16 protein-coding genes and 1 other annotated feature are annotated in these 20,939 nt (G+C 40.1%); of the genes, 1 reads left to right on the forward strand and 15 read right to left on the reverse strand.

Annotation, left to right across the window (positions count from 1 at the left end; all coding sequences use genetic code 11):
- Positions 1–573: 573 nt before the first annotated feature.
- Positions 574–1,314: an NADPH-dependent oxidoreductase gene (locus tag EO115_RS00005; protein ID WP_126936952.1), complete on the reverse strand. Its 741-nt coding sequence runs from the start codon at positions 1,312–1,314 to the stop codon at positions 574–576.
- Positions 1,315–1,459: 145 nt separating this feature from the next.
- Between EO115_RS00005 and EO115_RS00010 the strand changes: the two genes are divergently transcribed.
- Positions 1,460–2,179 (forward strand): SIMPL domain-containing protein, encoded by a 720-nt coding sequence (locus EO115_RS00010; RefSeq protein WP_126936953.1) that lies wholly within the window; start codon positions 1,460–1,462, stop codon positions 2,177–2,179.
- Between the two features lie 113 nt (positions 2,180–2,292).
- On the opposite strand, the gene EO115_RS00015 is transcribed toward EO115_RS00010, so the two are convergent.
- The 14 genes from EO115_RS00015 to fsa all read right to left on the reverse strand — a co-directional run bounded on the left by EO115_RS00015 (position 2,293) and on the right by fsa (position 20,936).
- The gene (locus tag EO115_RS00015; RefSeq protein WP_126936954.1) at positions 2,293–2,514 is read right to left on the reverse strand and encodes a hypothetical protein; all 222 of its coding nucleotides are present in this window, start codon (positions 2,512–2,514) and stop codon (positions 2,293–2,295) included.
- 83 nt (positions 2,515–2,597) lie between these two features.
- Positions 2,598–4,508, reverse strand: coding sequence for a threonine--tRNA ligase (gene thrS / locus EO115_RS00020; RefSeq protein ID WP_126936955.1), 1,911 nt, complete (start codon positions 4,506–4,508; stop codon positions 2,598–2,600).
- An 81-nt stretch (positions 4,509–4,589) separates the two neighbouring features.
- Positions 4,590–4,810 (reverse strand) — a binding site (T-box leader).
- Positions 4,811–4,968: 158 nt separating this feature from the next.
- On the reverse strand, positions 4,969–5,604 hold the full coding sequence (locus tag EO115_RS00025; protein ID WP_126936956.1) for a sigma-70 family RNA polymerase sigma factor: 636 nt from the start codon (positions 5,602–5,604) through the stop codon (positions 4,969–4,971).
- Between the two features lie 13 nt (positions 5,605–5,617).
- Positions 5,618–9,898 carry a translocation/assembly module TamB domain-containing protein gene (locus tag EO115_RS00030; protein ID WP_126936957.1) on the reverse strand — a complete coding sequence of 1,427 codons (4,281 nt, stop codon included), beginning with the start codon at positions 9,896–9,898 and terminating at the stop codon, positions 5,618–5,620.
- A gap of 20 nt (positions 9,899–9,918) precedes the next feature.
- Entirely contained in the window at positions 9,919–11,343 is a 1,425-nt protein-coding gene (locus tag EO115_RS00035) for a TolC family protein (protein WP_126936958.1), read from the reverse strand.
- 39 nt (positions 11,344–11,382) lie between these two features.
- Positions 11,383–12,687 carry an MlaD family protein gene (locus EO115_RS00040; protein ID WP_126936959.1) on the reverse strand — a complete coding sequence of 435 codons (1,305 nt, stop codon included), beginning with the start codon at positions 12,685–12,687 and terminating at the stop codon, positions 11,383–11,385.
- Positions 12,684–13,448, reverse strand: coding sequence for an ABC transporter ATP-binding protein (locus EO115_RS00045; RefSeq protein ID WP_126936960.1), 765 nt, complete (start codon positions 13,446–13,448; stop codon positions 12,684–12,686). The genes EO115_RS00040 and EO115_RS00045 overlap by 4 nt, the downstream gene beginning before the upstream one ends.
- A gap of 8 nt (positions 13,449–13,456) precedes the next feature.
- Positions 13,457–14,218, reverse strand: a complete 762-nt coding sequence (locus EO115_RS00050; protein WP_126936961.1) for an ABC transporter permease — start codon at positions 14,216–14,218, stop codon at positions 13,457–13,459.
- A 154-nt stretch (positions 14,219–14,372) separates the two neighbouring features.
- Complete coding sequence (locus tag EO115_RS00055; RefSeq protein ID WP_126936962.1) at positions 14,373–16,262, reverse strand: SpoIVB peptidase S55 domain-containing protein; 1,890 nt, start codon at positions 16,260–16,262, stop codon at positions 14,373–14,375.
- A gap of 15 nt (positions 16,263–16,277) precedes the next feature.
- Complete coding sequence (locus EO115_RS00060) at positions 16,278–16,571, reverse strand: biotin/lipoyl-containing protein (RefSeq protein ID WP_126936963.1); 294 nt, start codon at positions 16,569–16,571, stop codon at positions 16,278–16,280.
- A gap of 162 nt (positions 16,572–16,733) precedes the next feature.
- Complete coding sequence (locus EO115_RS00065) at positions 16,734–17,906, reverse strand: rod shape-determining protein (protein ID WP_126936964.1); 1,173 nt, start codon at positions 17,904–17,906, stop codon at positions 16,734–16,736.
- A complete protein-coding gene (gene murA / locus EO115_RS00070) occupies positions 17,878–19,134 on the reverse strand; it encodes a UDP-N-acetylglucosamine 1-carboxyvinyltransferase (protein ID WP_126936965.1) in 1,257 nt (418 codons plus the stop codon). Before murA ends, EO115_RS00065 begins: the two co-directional genes overlap by 29 nt.
- Positions 19,135–19,305: 171 nt before the next feature.
- Positions 19,306–20,268, reverse strand: a complete 963-nt coding sequence (glpX, locus tag EO115_RS00075) for a class II fructose-bisphosphatase (RefSeq protein WP_126936966.1) — start codon at positions 20,266–20,268, stop codon at positions 19,306–19,308.
- A gap of 23 nt (positions 20,269–20,291) precedes the next feature.
- Positions 20,292–20,936, reverse strand: coding sequence for a fructose-6-phosphate aldolase (gene fsa, locus EO115_RS00080; RefSeq protein WP_126936967.1), 645 nt, complete (start codon positions 20,934–20,936; stop codon positions 20,292–20,294).
- Positions 20,937–20,939: the final 3 nt, after the last annotated feature.

Below are 20,939 nucleotides of genomic sequence, written 5' to 3' on the forward strand. Positions count from 1 at the left end.
TCAACTATGTGAAACCCGCACTCTGGCTTATGTTTACTTCTTTCGAAATAATTACCTTACATTGTTCAGTTTTCAAAGATCAACTTCGTCTCTCACAACCCTCTGTTGTGGCGACTAGATTATAATAACAGATTCACAAGTTTGTGTCAACAGTTATTTTAATCATTTTTTATTTTCTTTCATCTAATATGATTTGAGAAAATTAAAAGTGCTTGTGTCTCAAGCACTAAAAGTATTATATGCCATTTCCAAATAATTTGCAACCCCTTAACACAATTATTTTCAAACTTTATTAAAAACTATATTTACCAAGGAACGCCATCTTTGCGTAGAATATTTCACACCGTTATTTCTACCTAAACGTAGAACGGCAGAAACGAGCAGCATGTTCCCTGACCACCCTTGTAGTGTCATCTTGCGTAGAATGTTTTGTGCTGTTATTTCTACCTAAATGTAGAAACGCAGAAACGTGCAACATCTTCCGGAGCAAACCTACCGTAGGATCAGTTTGCGAAGGAATATGTTACTCGTTTCCCTTTCTCCCTTTAAGAACTAAAGCAAAACAAAATAGCATTAAAAGCGAAACCCTTGTTTTTCCGCTATTCTAATCAATGCACTTCGCTTCTCATCTTTCATTTTCAATCGCCCTACTACTTGGTCTGTAAATTTAGGCAATGGATAATTAGGGCTTCGAAGATCATAATATTGATTCATCTCTTCGTCATAATCTTCCAGTAGTTCATGGTAATTGTCAAACGTGCTGTATGCATCATCAAATACATTCGCTTCTCTTGGCATACGTGGCTTTAAAGCAGGTTTTTGGTCAGCCATACCTAACCCAAGTCCTACTACAGGGAATGTTAATTCAGGCAGATTTAAAATTTCAATCATTTTGTCTGTGTCATTTAAAATACTCCCCAAATACACTGTCCCATATCCAGCTAATTCTGCTGCCGTTACCATATTTTGCGCCGCTAAACACGCATCTGTCCAACCTTGGAAAAATCGATCTGCATCATTTGCTGTATCAAGGTCTAGTCCTTTTTCTTTCATAATTTGTGTATTACGATAGGCATCCACCACAAATATAAACAGTTCAGGCATGTCTTTCACATACTCTTGTTTACATACTTCTGCAATAGCCGCCTTAATTTCTGGCTTTACAATACGGATGATACTGAATGTTTGCATCCCCATACTTGTAGCTGTTCGTTTTGCCACATCTAATAAAATACTTAAGTGTTGAGGTGACACTCGCATTGGTTTATATTGACGAATACTTTTATGGTCTAACATAATATCAATTGGGTTCATGATTCTACTCCTAACCTTCATTCTAAATTCATTTTTATTGTGTAGTATAATAACTATAAAAGGATGCATAGCACTATACATCTTTCATTGTAGGTCACCTATTTTTCATTTGTCAACATCCACGATGACAAGGAAAGGAAAAATTATGAAACACTCACTTTTTCTGAAAGCTTTTACAATTGGCACACTAATGGCATCCGCTACTTTGGGAGCAATTGCAGCTGACATAAGTCCTGGAGAAATTTCAGTCACAGGGCAAGCTGCTTGTCAAGTAGCACCTTCGTATGCATTGCTAAATCTTGGCGTATCTAGCAAAAACACTTCTGTTCAATCTGCTAAATCACACAATGATGCAATTATGTCTAAACTCATCTCTTCCTTACAACATTTAGGCGTGTCAAGAAACAATATTCAAACATCTAACATCACGATTAACCCTAATTACGATTATATCGATGGAAACTCCAAATTAAATGGGTATAATGTGAACAATACTGTTGTCGTTAGAATCTATGATACCGCCTCTATAGGCAAGGCTATCGACGCAGCTATTGCTAGTGGCGCTTCTGATGTAAATTCTCTTACCTTCCAAACAGATGTATCCCAAGAAATGGAAGATCAACTGTCCACATCTGCTATCAACGACGCACGCCATCAAGCAGAAGTGATTGCAAAATCTCTTGGTCGCGAACTAGGCCCTGTTAAATCCGCAAGCTTAGGAACTACACATACACAGACTATGGAGGTAAACCCTAGATATGCTATGCTTGCAGTAAAATCTATGGATTTATCTAGCTCTACACCTGTCGAAAAGGGAGATATGGCGGCCAACAAAACAGCAAATGTAGTTTTCTATTTACAATAAACTTCACCAATCACTCAATAGAAACACATAGAAGAACCGTCATCACAAAGATGACGGTTTTCTATATACAAAAAGCCGTAACGAGTTCCAACTATTGTCGCTACGGCTTTTTCTTATTTCTTTTTAGGAACAATTTTAAAACTATCATGCATTTGCTGCTTCATCTCATCAGTCAATGGACAAGGCCATTCATTAATGTCATTGTGTTTTTTTAGTTTTTCTAAATCTTCAGGACTTAATTTTTGTTTTTCTGCATCGTCGAATGTAATCATGATCCTATCACCTCTGCTCAGATTAATAGAAAGTAAGAAAGACCAAATTCTTTCTAAATCCATTATATGACGAAAAGCATCTTCTTGTGAAGATGCTTTTCCTATGTATACACGATACTTTCTTCTTAGATACGCTAAGGAGGGTATTATGCACGATCTTTAATTTCTTGTGTGATGTTTGCCAGGAATTCTTCCCAAGGAATTGCCCCTTGTTCGCCTACGCCACGTTTACGAACTGCCACTTTTCCTTCTTCCACTTCTTTATCACCCACAACAAGCATGTAGGATACTTTTTCCATTTGGGCTTGACGGATTTTGTAACCAATCTTTTCGCTACGGTCATCAAGTTCCACTCTTACATAAGCATCTTTAAATGCTTTACGTAATTTTTCAGCATATTCTACATGTTTTTCGCTGATTGGAAGGATTTTCACTTGTACTGGCGCCATCCAAGTTGGGAATGCCCCTGCAAAGTGTTCAATCAAGATACCGATGAAACGCTCCATAGAACCGAAGCAAGCACGGTGAATCATGATTGGACGATGTTTCTGTCCATCTTCTGCGATATATTCCAAGTTGAAACGTTCTGGCAAGTTCATATCCAATTGGATAGTACCACATTGCCATGTACGGCCTATGGAATCACGAATATGGAAGTCTAGTTTAGGACCATAGAAGGCACCATCACCTTCGTTAATACGGTATGGAATACCTTTTGCTTCGATTGCTTCACGCAACGCTTCTGTTGCCAATTCCCAGATTGCATCATCTCCGATAGCACCTTCTGGTTTTGTACTCAACTCTACATGATAGGACAAGCCAAATTGAGAGTAGATACGACCGAATAAATCGATAACGCTCATTAACTCTTCTTTAATTTGAGATGGAGTCATGAATACATGAGCATCATCTTGTGTAAAGCTACGTACACGGAACAGACCATGTAAAGCACCGCTCAATTCATGGCGATGTACTAAGCCAAGCTCTGCCATACGAATTGGCAAATCACGGTAAGAATGCATGTCATTAGCATATACCAAAATACCACCTGGGCAGTTCATTGGTTTAATTGCATATTCTGCGCCATCAATTTGTGTAGTGTACATGTTTTCACGGTAATGGAACCAGTGACCTGATGTTTCCCACAAATGTTGACTCAAGATGATTGGTGTACGAACTTCTTCATAATCATAGTCATGATGTACTTCACGCCAGAAATCTTCTAAAGCATTACGCACTGCCATACCTTTTGGCAAGAAGAATGGGAATCCTGGGCCTTCTTCTTTAATGACGAACAAGCCAAGCTCTTTGCCCAATTTACGATGGTCACGACGAGCCGCTTCTTCTAACAAGTGTAAGTATTCCTCTAGTTCTTCTTTCTTTTCAAAAGCAGTACCATAGATACGTTGTAACATTTTATTTTTTTCATCACCACGCCAGTATGCACCTGCAATACTTTGTAGTTTGAAAGCTTTCACTTTACCAGTGCTTGCCAAGTGTGGACCAGCACAAAGGTCAGTGAAGTCACCTTGTTTATACGCAGAAATCACTGCATCTTCTGGCAAGTCATTAATCAATTCTACTTTATAGTTTTCATGTTTTGCAGCGAAGAAATCTAATGCTTCTTGGCGTTCCATCAACACTTTTTCGATAGGCAAGTTTTCTTTTACGATACGGCTCATTTCCGCTTCGATTTTTGGCAAATCTTCTGGCACCAATTTATGTTCCATATCGATATCATAGTAGAAACCATTTTCGATAGCTGGTCCAATGGCCAATTGTGCATCTGGCCATAAACGTTTTACTGCTTGCGCCATCACATGAGATGCTGTATGACGGAATGCATGTTTACCACCATCTTCTGCAAAAGTTAAAAAACTTACTTTAGAACCTTCCACCAACACTTCACGAAGATCTGTTAATTCACCGTTCACATCTGCAGCCAATACTTTTTTTGCTAAACTGTTTGAAATTTGTTTTACTGCTTCTCCCAAAGTAGTTCCTGCAGCAAATGCTTTAGAACTTCCATCAGGTAATATAATATTTACTTCACTCATTTTGTACCTCCCTAGGTCTAAACAATTATACGCCATTGGGGATGGCCATGATCTTACCAACAAAAAAAGACCCTCTCCCATACAAGGGACGAAGATCTTCGCGGTTCCACCCTAGTTAGTCCTATATAACGGACTCACTCTTACGGACTATAACGTGTCCCCACGGATTCGATTACAAGCATTGCCTTCACCAAACCAGTTTGAAGGTGGTAACACCTAAGTCTACACTAGATACTCACAGCCAAGGTATCTTTCTCTGAAAGTATAGATGATTAAGGTCATGTCCTTCGCATCACTGTTCTTTATATAATAATATAATTATAATAAACAAAAACCATATCTATGTCAAGTGAATTATTTCGATATATCTTCACAAATAAAAAGCACTACCTCTGTCATCAACTTACCCGTTGACATCTAGGTAGTGCTTCATAAGTAAAATAGGCTCTATCTATTAAAGTTAACTATTATCCCACGTTTCTTTTACAGTTTCTAACATTCCTTTCAGGCGTGCTAAGCCTTTTCTTCGCAGTCGATGAATATAGCTATGACTGCATTCCAAGGTATCTGCAATAGAGGCTACACTATGGTCCTTGTAATAGACCTCTTCCACTACGTGCTGCTCCGCCAAAGGCAACTGCTTCATAGCCGATGTGACCATATCACCATACATGCGCTCCTCGCAAACGATTTCTGTAGAAGGGCCCTCAGCAGGTAATTGTTCCCACCAAGTTTCACCATCTTCGGTTTCTTCCTGTAAAATGACGCCTTCTTTGCCTTCTTTTCGTAGGTAATCTAATATGCGTCCACGAATGCGATGTACTGCATAGAGAGAAAAGGCTACCCCTTTTGTTGAGTCATACCGTTCTACAGCTTCAATAAGACCTATAGTCCCCTCCTGAATGCAGTCCATCATATCTACTTTCGTCGACTTATATACATTCGCTTCCTTTAATACTAGAGGTTGATAATGCTCAATGATTGTCATGCGAGCTTGCATATCCTCTGATTCTTCATAGGCTTTCCATAACTTCTGTTCTTCTTCAGCCGACAATAGTTCAATTTTATCAACACTGGCAATATAATCATTAAGCATACTTTCACCTCCTTTAGAACCGATATCTCCACTGCGCCCCTAGGTATTTTCGGTTACTATTATCTAACCATCCCGTAGCACTAATGCTTTGATTCACATCATACTGGAATCCATAGGCCATCCGATCATTATTGAGCCCCCGTGTGACGGTAACCATGAAATCTGGCAATACATATTTTCCAATAGACACATTAAAATTATTTTTTTCCTGTAAATCTCTAGAATCTTTTCCGTCTAGAGACCCAGTTGTAATATTAACCATATCTAGGCCCAAAGAATCTTGTAAGACATCTTCGATATAGCCAAAAGCCAACGATTGCAATCCAGATGCCAGTAAGGCATTAGCGTCCTCTGAGGTAACGCCACTCGTATTCCCTACATTCCTACCAAATGTCAGCAGCGAAATGATTTGTCGCTCTGATAGATTTGGTTCCGCTGAAAGTTTTAACTTCATCTGCGTCGCTGGACCTTCCGCTTGTAAAGATACACGATAGCTTTTTACATTGGCCATACTGCGTACATTAAGCTCCGGAATAATACTACCAGATACAAATTTTACTTGTCCTTCTGTAATCTTGAATCGATTCTTCAGGTATTTCAAATATCCTTTTCGAACAGATAATTGACCACTGGCTTTAGGATCCCCCAGAGTACCTTCAAATTTTACTTTTCCTTGTAAATACATATCATAGAGAAGTGGATTATACAAGCGCACATTATCACCTGCATCTATGGTTAAATCAAGACCTAGCGGTATAGACTCACCGGAACTTTCAAAAGAAAGTGGTATCGACGCCACCACATCATGTAGGGAAATAGTACCCACTAAAGTTGGCATATCATGCTTATCCACCATATACAATTCCCCATCCAAAGGTCCCGTATAGAATTCATGATCCATCTCTAGGTTTTTCATCTGCAAAGCACCATAATAGGAGTTAATATGATTGGCAGCCCATCCCATACTACCGGATATACCTGCATTACCTTTTCCCACTAGAGTACTACCTGTCAAGTCTAGCTGATTACCTCTGAACACAAGTTGTGCTTTCAACTTATCGAAAGGCTTTTTCATGGATTTTAATTTAAGAGTACCTTCAGATAATTCTACCGTACCCTTTGCCAATACATTAGAAGCAGTACCTGTCACATGAACTACACCTCGTATAGCTCCATCTGCACTAGTAACGCCTTTGAACATGAGCGGAAGAACTGATAGATTCGCTTCATTCATATCTACATAGATGTCAAACTGCTTATTAGGGTCTGGTGACATGTATTCATTATGAACAATCGCCTCCAATGGAGCCTTACCTCGAACTTTGATAGAAGAGTCTGCTTTCTTAATCATTCCCTGTTGGATATAAATTACTTCATCTTCCATCGTTCCCAAGATACTCAATTGGTCTAAGGCAATTCCATTGACAACAGGATTTGCTACTTCACTGGAAAACTCCACTTTAGGAGACTTCGTCTTACCATTTACATTGATAATAAAGTTCCAATCCCCTTGACCTTGCACCTCTGTTGTGACTAGTGGTAATACAGTTCCCACCGGAACTTTCGATGCCACTATCTGTATATCTGAATCTCCATCTAAGTCAGCTTTACCCTTCGCTGCAATCAAACCTTCTTTGATAGGCAAGGTAAATGTCCGTATATCAACTGTACGACCCGCATACGTGGCATCAATCATAGCTGTTCCAACTACTTCATTGCGAATAGAGGTATCTACGATAGACCCTTTTACATCAATTCGTGGATTTTCCGTAGTACCACCAAGATCTACAGTACCTCGCAACTTGCCATTAATATCTGGCACATTAGTATTACCGAATGATAGTAATTGATGAATATCTCCATCCTCTACATGGGCATATCCATATATCCGTTTTGACGCATCTAACTGAACTCCACCTTTGATTTCATAGCGACTATTTCCAGCCCCTGTGAAAGTCAACTCTTGTAAGTTAAGCACCTTAGGAGTCATGTATAGGCTACCTGCTACATTATGTAATGTAGACTTCTGAACCTGAAGTTCATCAGATGTAATAGCCCCCTCAAAAATTGGATCATCCACGGTACCACCTAGATATCCTTGGGCTTCAATATATCCCTCTAAATTCACCCCAGTGTTGCGAATAAATGGTTCCACTGGCAATGCCTTCGCTGCCAAATTGATATCTAATTTTCGATTATCTAATTTGCCATCTACGATAACTAATGCACCATACGTACTCATTTCTAACCGAGGCAATGTAAGCACTCCATCTGCAAAGGAATAATCACCCTCAATAGATTCAAAAAGTTTTCCATAGATTGAACCATCCCAAGCTTTTAGATGACCTGATATCTGAGGATTATGCAAGGCTCCCTGTGCTTGTAGCTCTGTCTGCACCCAACCTGTAATTGGCATAGATGTTACATTTGAGGTGACCTCTTCTAACCGTACATCATCGGCCTTAGCCGTCATATCAATTTGCTGATCTCCACCTAGTTCTAATGAACCTTGCACTTGATAGTGACTATTTTTATAGGATACATCACCTGTGGTCAACTGTAATTTGCCATCTTGCATAGTAGCTTTCACTAGTGCCTGATCAAACTTCATAGCTCCAAAGCCCATGTCTTTACCACTGATTTCAAGAGTTCCACTAGGGTTTTCCAAAGATCCTGCTAGGTTAACTGACATCGATACATGTCCGCTCAACGGTTTTGGAGACCATCCATTCAGATTTGAAAGCTCAATCTCAGTGCCATGTACATTAACAGCAAATTTACCATTACCTATTTGTCCATTACCAGTCAATGAGCCAGATCCCATAGTACCATTCATATACGGAACAACAAGAGTAGAGCCATCCCAAGCAATACTGCCTTCCAATGTATTTAGCAATATAGATTGATAGCTCACTTGTTTACCTGATACGGTCCCCTGTACAGAAGTAATTCCACTGTAATCCCCCTGAATCGTGAAATCACCACTCACTACACCTTGTAACTGTGGCATGGAATCGATAGGTAATTGATACAAGGACAGATTCTGTGCACTAAGAGCAGCCATATATGTGCCATCCTCTACGTGATACAATCCAGATCCCAATACGGTTCCACCTTGTGTATACGCCATCATATCAGATATCTGTATGGTTTGATCACCATAGGCAACATGTGCTGTGCCACGGTTTAAGGTAGCCCCATTATACCTGACATCATGTACTTGTATATCTGCACTGCCTCTCACGTTAGAAATAGGCCCCGTTACAATCGCATCGCCAGAAATATACCCTGTACCTTTTCCCTGCGTAAATGGAGCTAAGCTCCACTCTTTCAGTCCAATGGATAGATGTAGTGTAGGATCCTCATCAAATACATGATGCACTGTTCCACCCAAGAATAGATGCTCATCATTGATCTCCGCTTCTATATTCTGCAGCGTAACTACATCACCATGAATTTGAACACTCCCTTTACCTTTTTGTAATGCATAGCCATCTACCTTAGCCCCTACATTATCAAAGGAAAGTTGCCCTTCTCCATACCAAAATCCACTCCGTTTTTGCATAGTAACAGCCACATCAGTTAGGGCCCCTGTAAACGCATGTTCTGCATCTACAATATCGAAGCTTTCCAGTATTGGTTTCAACTCTAAATGGCTAGACTCTAAATAAAAAGATCTATCTGTAGTCTCCCCTAAGCCTAATGTGACCTTCCCATGAATCTTGTCATTTCCTAGCGTTGTATCTATGACACTCTCCAAAGTATGCCCCCCATCACCTACAACAGATGCGTTGACATTCCTTAACACAAGTGGCGTCCTTTGAGGCATCATCAAAGATACTGTACCATTTTTCAGTCGAATAAGCCCACTAAATTGGCTTTGAGTCTCGCTCTCTTGTGGTTTCATAAGCTTGGACAGATTCCACTCACCATCAGCTTCCCGCACTACATTTACATGCGGTGCCGTGACAGTAATTGTACCGATTAATGCATCAGGAGATACATTGCCAAATGGATATTGCAACACATGAAGCCACTGTATAGAGACGGTAACCATATCAGCAGTTAACACTCTATTTCCTTTAGTATCATCCACTGTAACGTCACCTACTTGAATGGATCCATCCCATCCAATATGGAATGATTCATAAGAAACGGTTCCATTCAGTGCTGTATGTAATTGTTCTTGCACATAAGGCCCTATATAGGCTTCACTAAACGGTTGTAAACCAAAACCAATTCCTAGTATGGTACTCCCTATGAAAGCACTAATCAGCCACCCTTTCCTCTTCATGAATCACCTCATCATGGAATTTATTTGTTTGCTCCTTGATTGACTACAGAAAGACCATCCCCAATCGCCGTAGTTACTGGTACTCCCATCGCTCTTTCTAAGGTAGCAACATTAAGATTATACGTATATAGCACATCTACATAATTATTACGAGCAGTCGCTAATGCTGTTTCCGCATCTAATACATCTACATTTGTCCCTACTCCAGAACGATACCGTAAGGTTTTGATACGATAGTCTTCTTGTCCCGCTTCTACTGCCGCACGAGTGCTAATAATTTTTTGTTCTGCAGACTTCATATTTAAATAGGCTTCATGGATTTGTAATTCTACGGCTTCAATTGTTTGTGCATAGGCCTCTTTTGCTTTTTCTACATTCACCTTAGCCACTTTCAAATTAGCTTTAGAGGCACCGCCATCCCAAAGATTCCAAGATACAGTAGCACCAATTGTCCAATTTTTGTTATCCGTAGCTCCTACACTGGTACCTCCCATAGAGCCACTGGCATTAGCATCTACAACAGGTATATCGGATGCATCCACTCGACGAGCAGATTCTTCAGCAGCCTTTACAGCCATCGCTGCACGAACAATATCTGAACGATGGTATACACCATATTGTTTCGCCGCTTCTAGGGAAATCTTGTGCGGTTTATATGTCAACTCTTTATCTGCTGTTACGATAGACGTAGATACAGGTACACCTATATGATTATTAAATCTTGCTTCTGCAACGCTCGCTGCATGTTTCGCTTCTACTAGTATTGTTTTTGCATTTTCCAATCGTGTATTTGTGGCTAATACATCAGATTTAGATACAATTCCTACACTGTATTGTAAATTAGCATTTTTTAAATGTTCTTCATAGTCACGTACGGTTTGTTCTGCTACGCCTACTTTATTACGGGACATAATCAAAGATAAATAGTTAGAAGTAGCCGTTAATTTCGCCTTTTGCTCGGCCTCTTCTACAGCAGCCCCACTACCATCTCGACTATATTTGGAGGCTTCTATTTGTGCCTGTAATGCTTGGTTATATAGAGGCATTTTCACGCCTACTTTATGTCCAAACTCATTACCTGTTACACGAACAGATCCCACTTCTTTAATTGCATGATTCGCACTATATCCATAAGAAATAGCAGGCCTTTTACCACTTTGTGCAACATCTACTTGACTTAATGCCGCCTCATAATCCCATTGTGTTTGATGCAATTCTCGATTATTTTTCAATGCTAACTCAATCGATTGTGGCAGCGTAACAGACATACTTTGTTGTTTTGTTTGCACTTGACTTTTATATGTATTTGTCATCGTAGCTGCTTGGGCAGTTGTCTTTTGTTGATACGATACTAACTTCACTGTATCAATATGTGGTGTAGCCGCCCCCACTGTACATGCATAGGCTGCTAAAAGAGTTGCCATTGTAATAACTTTTCGATTCATACTTCCTCCTACAATATATCGTAGATATAATATCTATCATTAAAATACCTTTTTTACACCGAAATAGTTGTCATGATGTTTATGTTGTCCATTCCATATCCACTGCCCTACAGCATACGTATTGTTCCATAGGCGCACATCTGATCGGACTCGATACGAGCCATGATGCAAATCGTAGAATGCGCCAGAAAGAGTCACTGGTGAGCCTACCCCCACATCAAGTCCTAACCCCAACTTACCATCAAAAAGACCACCTCGTAAATACACTTTGTCACGCACTTCTTTTCCATAGGTGAGATCCAAATTAGACCCATTGCCTACATTAGAGATGCCTAGCGCATACAGATTTTTATTTATCATAAGCCGCACTTCAGCATCAGTCCGTACTTTTGCATCTTTCGCATTATATAGAACTTCACCACTCACTTGCGCCTTAAGGTCGGACTTTTTTCCAGCATCGCCTGCTTTCACATCTCCACCTGTGAGACGATTTAATTTAGTGGTCAATTGCGCTGTATTATGCAATGTTTCCTTAATATCTGCGGCGCTCTTTGGATCTGTCACAACACCTTCCATGGCACCTGCCATTTTGGAAATACTATCTGTTGTTGTTTTTAAATTATCTACAATTTTTCGCATTTCTGTGCCAGCTTGCCCATCTGCATTAAATTGTTTCATATTCGTATCCATCTGGTTAGTCAATGATTCCATATTGCGAGTAATGCTGACCATATTAGCCGTTAAGGAAGCAATATTTCCTCTATTTTCTGCCAACATCTCATTCATTTGTCCTGTTAAACTCGCAGTATTTTGAGCGATTAGTTCTGTAGATTGTAACGCATTGCGTAAGGCTGCCTGTGTCTTTGCATCCCCAATAATTCCATTCACAGAATCCAAGGTTGTGGTCGCTGCTTCCATCAACTTAGTGGCTTGTGCCATAGTTTTATCGATTTCGCTTTTGCCATCCCCTTTGATCATAGATCCGTCATCTAAGTATAAAGTACTTTTTCCCGGTGTAATCTGAATAAATTTATCACCTAATATGCCATCACTTTCCATTGTGAAAGCCGAATCTGTAGGAATCTTCACATCTTTATCAATATCCATCGTCACATTGACACCTTTATCTGTCACCACCATAGACGCAACTTTACCTACTTTCACGCCAGAAAAGCGCACTGTATTTCCCTCTTTCAATCCCGTAACAGACTGAAAGGAACCTGTAATATGCATACTCGGAGAGGCAAATATATCAAATCGTCCCAAGAATACGATGCAAATTGCAAATAAAGCTATTCCCAATACAGTAAATAGTCCTACTTTTGCTTCCGTAGTCCACTTCATGATATCTCTCCTTTCTCTATTTCATCTTTTTTCACTGATTTTCGTCCTTCAATAAACTGTTGTACCTTCGGATTTTTAGAATGCTTAAATGATTCCGTTTCCGATACTTCAATAAACTTACCTTTATCTAAGAGCGCTATACGGTCGGCCACAAAAAAAGCTGACTGCATATCATGAGTAACCACAACAGAACTACATCCCAAATGGGATTGCATACTGCGAATGAGGCGACTAATCGTGCCCGATGTGATGGGATCTAAGCCTGATGTAGGTTCATCATAGAGAATAATATTGGGATCTAATGCAATCGCCCTAGCTAAGCTAATCCGTTTCTTCATACCACCTGATAATTCATTAGGCATATATTTTTCCGTTTTAGGCAACCCCACCATCCTCAGCTTTCTCGCTACAGTATGTTGAATCTGTTCCTCTGTCATAGTTGTATGTTGTCGCAAGCCAAAGGCTACGTTTTCACCTACACTCATAGAGTCAAATAGTGCTGAGTATTGAAATACCATCCCCATAGTTTGCCGCAACCTATCGAACTCTTCGTCAGAAATCTTTGTAATATCAATTCCATCTACTAAAATAGTACCACTCGTAGGGCGCAATAATCCAATAATCAACTTTAATAATGTACTTTTCCCTGCTCCAGAGCCACCTAAAATAGCCAATGTTTCTCCATCATGAATCGTTAGGTCTACATGGTCTAAGATAGTTCGATTTTCATAGGAAAGGACTACATCTCTTAATTCAATCATAGCCCCTCCTAGAATAATAAAGCAGATAAAAAGTAATTTAATACAAAGACAAGAATAATACTTGTTACTACAGAACTAGTTGTAGCATAACCTACTGCTGTAGCACCCATATTGGTATACATGCCTTTATAGGAACCTACTAAGGCAATGACAGCTCCAAATACACAAGATTTAATCAACCCATACGTTAAGTCTGATAAGGTAGAAAAAATTTGAATCGAATCTGTGTATGTCATGCCTGCCATTCCTTTCACCACAGTAGCTACTAAATAACCACCCCCGGTACCAATAAGGATGCCATAAAATGTCAAAATAGGTACCATAATCATACAAGCTATGACTCTTGGTACTACCAAATATCCAATGGGGTTCACCGCCATAACGCGCAGTGCATCAATTTGCTCGGTTACTTTCATAGTCCCCAATTCTGCTGTAATCGCTGCACCTACTCGTCCTGCCAATACAACACCTGCCAATACAGGGCCTAATTCACGCCCCATAGCGATGGCCATAATGCCACCTACGGTACCTTGTGCTCCATAGCGAATTAATACATCTGCCATCTGCAATGTCATAACAGCACCTGCAAAAAACATAGTAAGGCTTAATATAGGTAATGAATTGACACCTAAATGTGCCATTTGTTCAATTGTTAGCTTCCAATTTAGTTTCGGTACTTGTCGAATGGTGCGCCATAAGAGCAACATTGCTTCCCCGATTTGCGATAAGAAAAAGATAACTCTTTTACCTATCCACTCTAGCCAAGTCATAGTCCCTCCTGATTCTATATATCATTCTTCAGTATATCACAAAACTACGAGAATGTGCACTAGTACCACCAGACTTTTCAAAAAAGAAAACAGGAAATACTGGAGCATCTCCAATATTTCCTGTTGAACACAATTCGTCTAAAACGCAAGTTCCTTATTTTTTAGCATCAGATTTGTTTGTTTCATCTTTCTTCTGGTCTGCTAATTTTGAAAGCTTTTCTTTGATCCGTTGTTTTCGTAGATGGTCACGATCTTTTTTATCAACTACATTCACAGTAAATTGTCCATCACCTAAGACAACGTAATCCACAACTACTCGTGTTGCTTCATTGTTTTCTTTTTCATCATCATCAGAAGCTCGTAAACCTTTTTTATGTTTACCGCCATTTGGCAACTCATCATCATCCACATCTTCATCATCTGCTTCTAAACGTTGCTTTTTCACCTTGTCGCCAGACTCTTCCACCATGCTAATATCATCAGACAAGAACTCTGCTACAATTTGGTTATTCTGATCATCTTCACTTAAATCCTTGAAGTATTCATCAAAGTCTTTATGCACTTTCAATCGTTCTACGATTTCATCAGTGAGATTATATTTTTGTTTTTCAAACAAATATGGCAATGGTATGACGCCACCACCACGCACTTCAAGGGTATACGTTCCTAGCCTTTGATCATCCGGCACCCTAAAGATGATTTCCTTCTGAATCTTTCCTTTTTGGTAGGCTTGCAAATTTACTGTAATAGCAATATCATCGCCAGGAGAAACAATCACTTGATCTGCACTAGCATCGATGATGGTAGCAGTTCGTTTTGCCTCTTCTACCTGTACATCTACTTGAATATCACGAATTTCATATGGTTTGAAAGCATTGTTCATTAAACTTTCCACAATATCAAACAACTCATCAATAGATTTTTCAGATACAGCACTGCTAGAATACACCATATTGCGTCGTTCTAAAGTAGGTAGTTTAGGGTCCGCCGGTGTAATTTTAATGTTTATTTTTGCGGTACCACCGCCTACACGATCCAATGTTTTATTAAGCAAACTATAGACGGATGTTGCCACTAGGGTCGGTGTCATTTTAGGAGATTCCACAACGGTAACCCCTGCATTACGTTCTACACCACGGTCTAAATCTCGTAAATTCATGCGTACAGGAACGCCTTTTCCAAATACACCCACAGTTCCGGCAATACCAGCACCACGGTCTTCTGTAATGACCCCTACTTCTCGGCCTAAGGACCCCAATTTAAATCCAGAGTCCATACTTTTTACGATTGTAAAAATACTAGAGTTATTCATAAAATAACCCGTAGATCCTCGTTTATCAAAAGGATGTCCAAAGGCAACCACTTTATCTTTATCGACATAGGTTACAGTACCTACCGCACCCATTTTCAAATCACCTTTTACCAATAAAGCAGCAATAGAGCCACCAGGCACCATCGGTTTCACAATATCATCGGTACTATCACTGGCCGTGGCATATCCTTTATAGCCAAAGTCTTTAAACTTTGTTCCTAAATAAGATAAGGATGCCTCATCGTAGCCATCTGCCATCAAAGGCGTTCCCAATGGAATGAGTTCTGTATCTTTCCAAGGATTAGGTAAATCTTTTTGGTATCTTTCATCCCACAGCTTTACCATTTGATCGATAGGTGTGACCATTCCCAACGTACCATCTGTAAATCCCCAACCATAGGCAACAGCACCTACTAATTTTCCATCAATGTATACAGGACTACCACTCATACCGTGGACGATACCTCCCGATGCATCAATAACAGGACCGGATACTTTTATCAATATTAAATCTCCAGAAGGACCACGTTGTTTCATAACACCAAGGACCTCAACCTTAAAGGAATCAATCTTGTCACCTTGTACGACTGTATCTGCATGACCTACCATGCCACGGTGTAAATCTTCTACTTTCATAAATTCTATTGCATGGGCACTTGTAAAAGCGGCCCCACACAATAAGAGCGCCAGCACACCCTTAGTGCACCGACGCCAAAAACGATGTAGTTGCATTTATATCGCCTCTTCTTATTGACTATTCACAATTGTTATAATTTGACCTCTTGCCACTGTCGCACCTGGTGCTACAGATACAGACTCAACAACCCCATTCACTGTGGCGCGAGATGCTACCATAGGTCCACCTAGTGTTTGTACGGTTAATAAAGGATCTCCTTCTTTTACCGCAGTTCCAACTGGAACAACAGTCACTACGTCACCAGATAGTACTGTTTCATGATTGACTGGTGCTGCATCCACAGTTCCTACCATCAATAGGCCTGCAAGAACGGCCCCTAAACTATATACGAGCGTTTTTTTCATATACAAACACCTCCTAGTTCTTTTCTATATACAGTATATCACATTTTTGATATCTGCCAAATATGTAGTATTACCATTAGCATGATATATCGAATTCTATGTTTTACAAGCTATAGATACATCTATATTGTATCGTTCTTACATGAAAGAAAGATGAATCTCCTATCGTAACTCTTCTAATGTATCTCGTAATTGATTCAGTTCCGATAACGCTTTCCCAGTCCCTAGAATCACAGAATATCTTGGATGTTCCACTACATATGCAGGTCGTCCCGTCCGCTCTGTAATCATTCGATCCAGTCCACGCAACAAGGCTCCTCCACCTGTAAGAATGATGCCGTGATCATTAATTTGTGCTAATAGTTCTGGTGGTGTTTTCTCCAAAATGCTCACAATACCTTCGACGATCATTTGCACAGGTCGTTCCAAAGCTATCTTCATATCCTTCGAAGTAATTTCTACAGCTCTCGGCAATCCAGTACTCGTATGTCTACCGCGTACAATGGCTCGTTCTTCTCCTGATCGAGGGTCCACGGTACCAACTTCGATTTTTAAATCTTCTGCTGTCAAAGGCCCAATGAGAAGTTTTTTCTTCCGCTTCATATAGCGAAGTAAAGCTTTATCAAAATCATCACTACCAGTACGCAAGCTTTCACTTACCACCACACCGGAGTCACAAATTACGGCAATATCTGTGGTACCCCCACCGATATCTACTACCATAGCCCCTACTTGTTCCGCTTTATCAAGACCAGTTCCAATGGCTGCTGCCAATGGCTCCTCCATAAGAACTATTTTTTTCGCACCCGCTTGTAACAATACTTCTAGGACGGCTCTTTTTTCTACCGGTGTAATACTAGATGGCACACAAGCAACAATCCTACACCGCACAAGTCCTGATATGGGAATAACACGGCGAATAAAGTGACGTAACATATAAGCCGTTGTATCGTAATCAGCGATGACTCCACCTTTGAGAGGTTGAATGACTTCAATACCATCTGGTGTTCTACCTAAAATCGCTCGCGCCTCATGACCTACTGCAATGACTTCACGAGTCTTGGTATCGCAGGCCACAAAACCAGGTTCATCTAATACGATACCTCTACCTTTGACATACATAACGATATTAGTAGTCCCTAAATCGATACCAATATCTGTGGTCCATAAGAGTGCCACTTTTTCTAAAAATGATAATTTTCGAGGTTCTCGTTTCAAAGAAGTCTGCTTTGTTGTAGTGCCTAAGGGTTTTCTTCGCACTCGTCGTTGCTTACGACGCTCATCTTGTGTATTGGATTCTTTTCGCTTACTCGTCCACCCGAACAATGTTAGCACCTATCCCTTTTAATTTGGTCACTAAATTATCGTAACCACGATCGATATGCGTTAATTGACCAACCTTAGTTACGCCTTTTGCCGCTAGACCAGCACATACTAGTGCCGCTCCACAGCGTAAATCAGTTGCTTCTACTTCAGCACCTACTAATTGATCAACACCAGTTACAAATGCTTTGCGATCATCCACCTCAATGGAGGCTCCCATTTTTTGCAGCTCTCCTACATGCATGAATCGATTTTCAAATACAGTTTCCATAACAGTACTTTTGCCTTTTGCAATGGTTGTCATCGCCATGAATTGGGCTTGCATGTCTGTTGGAAATCCTGGATACGGTAAGGTTTTAATATCTGTGGCTTTTAAGTTACCATCGCTAATAACTCGAATACCATCAATATCTTCTTCTACTGTGACACCAGCTTCTTTTAGTTTAGCCACTACAGGTTTTAAATGTTCTGAAAGTGCATTTTCTACATATACATTGCCACCAGCCATGGCTGCTGCAATAAGATACGTACCGGCTTCAATGCGGTCTGGAATCACTGTGTGTACAGCACCTTTTAATTCTTTGACCCCTTCAATACGAATGACATCTGTACCTGCACCGCGAATATTAGCACCCATACTGTTTAAGAAGGTAGCTAAGTCCACAATTTCTGGTTCTTCTGCAGCATTTTCAATAATCGTCTTTCCTTCTGCAAAGGTAGCTGCCATAATCACATTTTCTGTAGCCCCTACACTTGGAAAGTCTAAATAAATTAAATTGCCTTTTAATCCTTCTGGTGCTTTTGCTTCTACAAAGTCTTCACCCATAGTAATCGTTGCACCTAATGCTTCAAATGCTTTCAAATGCAAATCGATAGGGCGACTACCAATCGCACAACCTCCTGGCAATGCAATGCGAGCTTCTCCTTTGCGAGCCAATAAAGGACCCATCACTAAAAAGGATGCACGCATACGACGCACTAAATCATAAGGTGCTTCTACCGCAGAAATCGTAGACGCATCAAACGTAATATTGTCTCCATCTTTTGTTACTTTCACACCTAAGGATGCAATAACATCACAAATAGTATGAACATCTTCCAAATCTGGAATTTCAAGCAGGGTGCTTGGAGTAGACGCCAACAAAGTCGCAGCAATAATAGGTAGTACTGCATTCTTTGCACTACTTACTCGAATACGACCTTCTAAAGGCGTACCTCCTTGAATAATAAGCTTTTCCAACTGAATTCCTCCTAATCTTATGTATGGTTACAACTCAATCATCACAAGATTGAATCATATGTATTTTATCTTACAAACATTCTATCTTAGTATACTAAATCTTTTCTCTCTATGCAACAAAAAAGACCGTCTCAAAGACGGTCTTTCCAAAGTTAGCACTCTAATACTTTTTTATTTTACTTTCATAGAAAGTTTTTTATCTAACCGATGAATGGTGTCTACAAAACGGACCGTTCCCGTTTTATATCGCATCACAACAGAATGTGTACGTGCACCACCTGGGAAGTATTTAATAGAGGACAATACATTCCCCTCTGTGATGGCAGTGGCAGAGAAAATAACATCATCTCCACTCACTAGATCATCAATGGTTAGTACTTTATTTAGATCTGTAATCCCCATTTCATGGCAACGACGAATTTCTTCATCAGTAGCTGGTTTTAGACGAGCTTGCATATCGCCGCCAGTACATTTTAAAGCGGCTGCTGCCAATACGCCTTCAGGAGCTCCACCTGTACCTACTACCATATGAATACCAGATCCTTCCAATCCGCATTCCATCGCTGGGTTTACATCACCATCAGTAATGAGACGAATACGAGCACCTGCGGCACGACATTCATCCATCAATCCTTGATGGCGTTCACGATCCAACATAACAACCGTTAAATCATCTATGGCGCGTTCCATTTTAGCTGCTACACGACGTAAATTTTCTGTCATAGATTGATTTAAATCAATCACACCTTTGGCACGTGGGCCTACGCATAGTTTTTCCATGTACATATCTGGTGCATGTAACAAACCACCTTTAGGAGCTATGGCCAACACAGCAATCGCACCATTTTGACCTTTTGCTATTAGATTTGTACCTTCAATAGGATCTACAGCGATATCTACTTCTTCTCCGCCGGCTCCTACACGTTCACCAATATATAACATTGGCGCTTCATCAATTTCGCCTTCTCCGATGACAACTGTACCAGAAATAGGCACTGTATCAAAGGTTTGGCGCATGCCATCAACAGCTAATTGATCCGCTGCATCCTTAGCACCACGGCCACATAAACGACCACTTTTTAATGCTGCTGTTTCCGTAACTCGAACAAATTCTAACGCTAATGTGCGATCCATTTTGATCCTCCCACTTGTGTCTACTATTTATTGGCTGCTTCCCAGTCCGCAAGAAAACGTGCTAATCCCGCATCTGTTAATGGATGTTTTAAAGATTGTTGTAGCACATTGAACGGTACTGTAGCAATATGTGCGCCAGCTTTTGCACATTGTGTCATATGCATTGGTGTGCGTACGCTAGCTGCAATGATTTCTGTTGCAATATTGTGAACCATGAAAATTTCTGCAATATCTTCAATTAATTGAATCCCATCCATAGAAATATCATCTATACGGCCCACAAAAGGACTAACATAGGTAGCTCCTGCACGAGCTGCTAACAAGGCTTGGTTAGCAGAGAAAATTAAAGTTACATTCGTTTTAATACCTTCTTTAGAAAGGATAGAAACAGCTTTTAATCCTTCTGCTGTCATAGGTACTTTAATAACTACATTATCCCCTAATTTAATTAACTCATGTGCTTCTTTCACCATTTCTGGAGCAGTAGTCGCAATCACTTCTGCACTAACAGGTCCTTCTACAAGATCTGCAATTTGCTGAATCACTTCGTGTAAATCACGTTTTTCTTTTACAATTAATGATGGGTTAGTAGTAACCCCTGCAATAAAGCCCATTTCATAAGCGGCTTTAATATCATCAAAATTAGCTGTATCAATAAAGAATTTCATAAT

Source organism: Veillonella sp. CHU740 (genome assembly GCF_003992055.1).
In the GTDB taxonomy this organism is placed as follows: Bacteria; Bacillota; Negativicutes; order Veillonellales; family Veillonellaceae; genus F0422.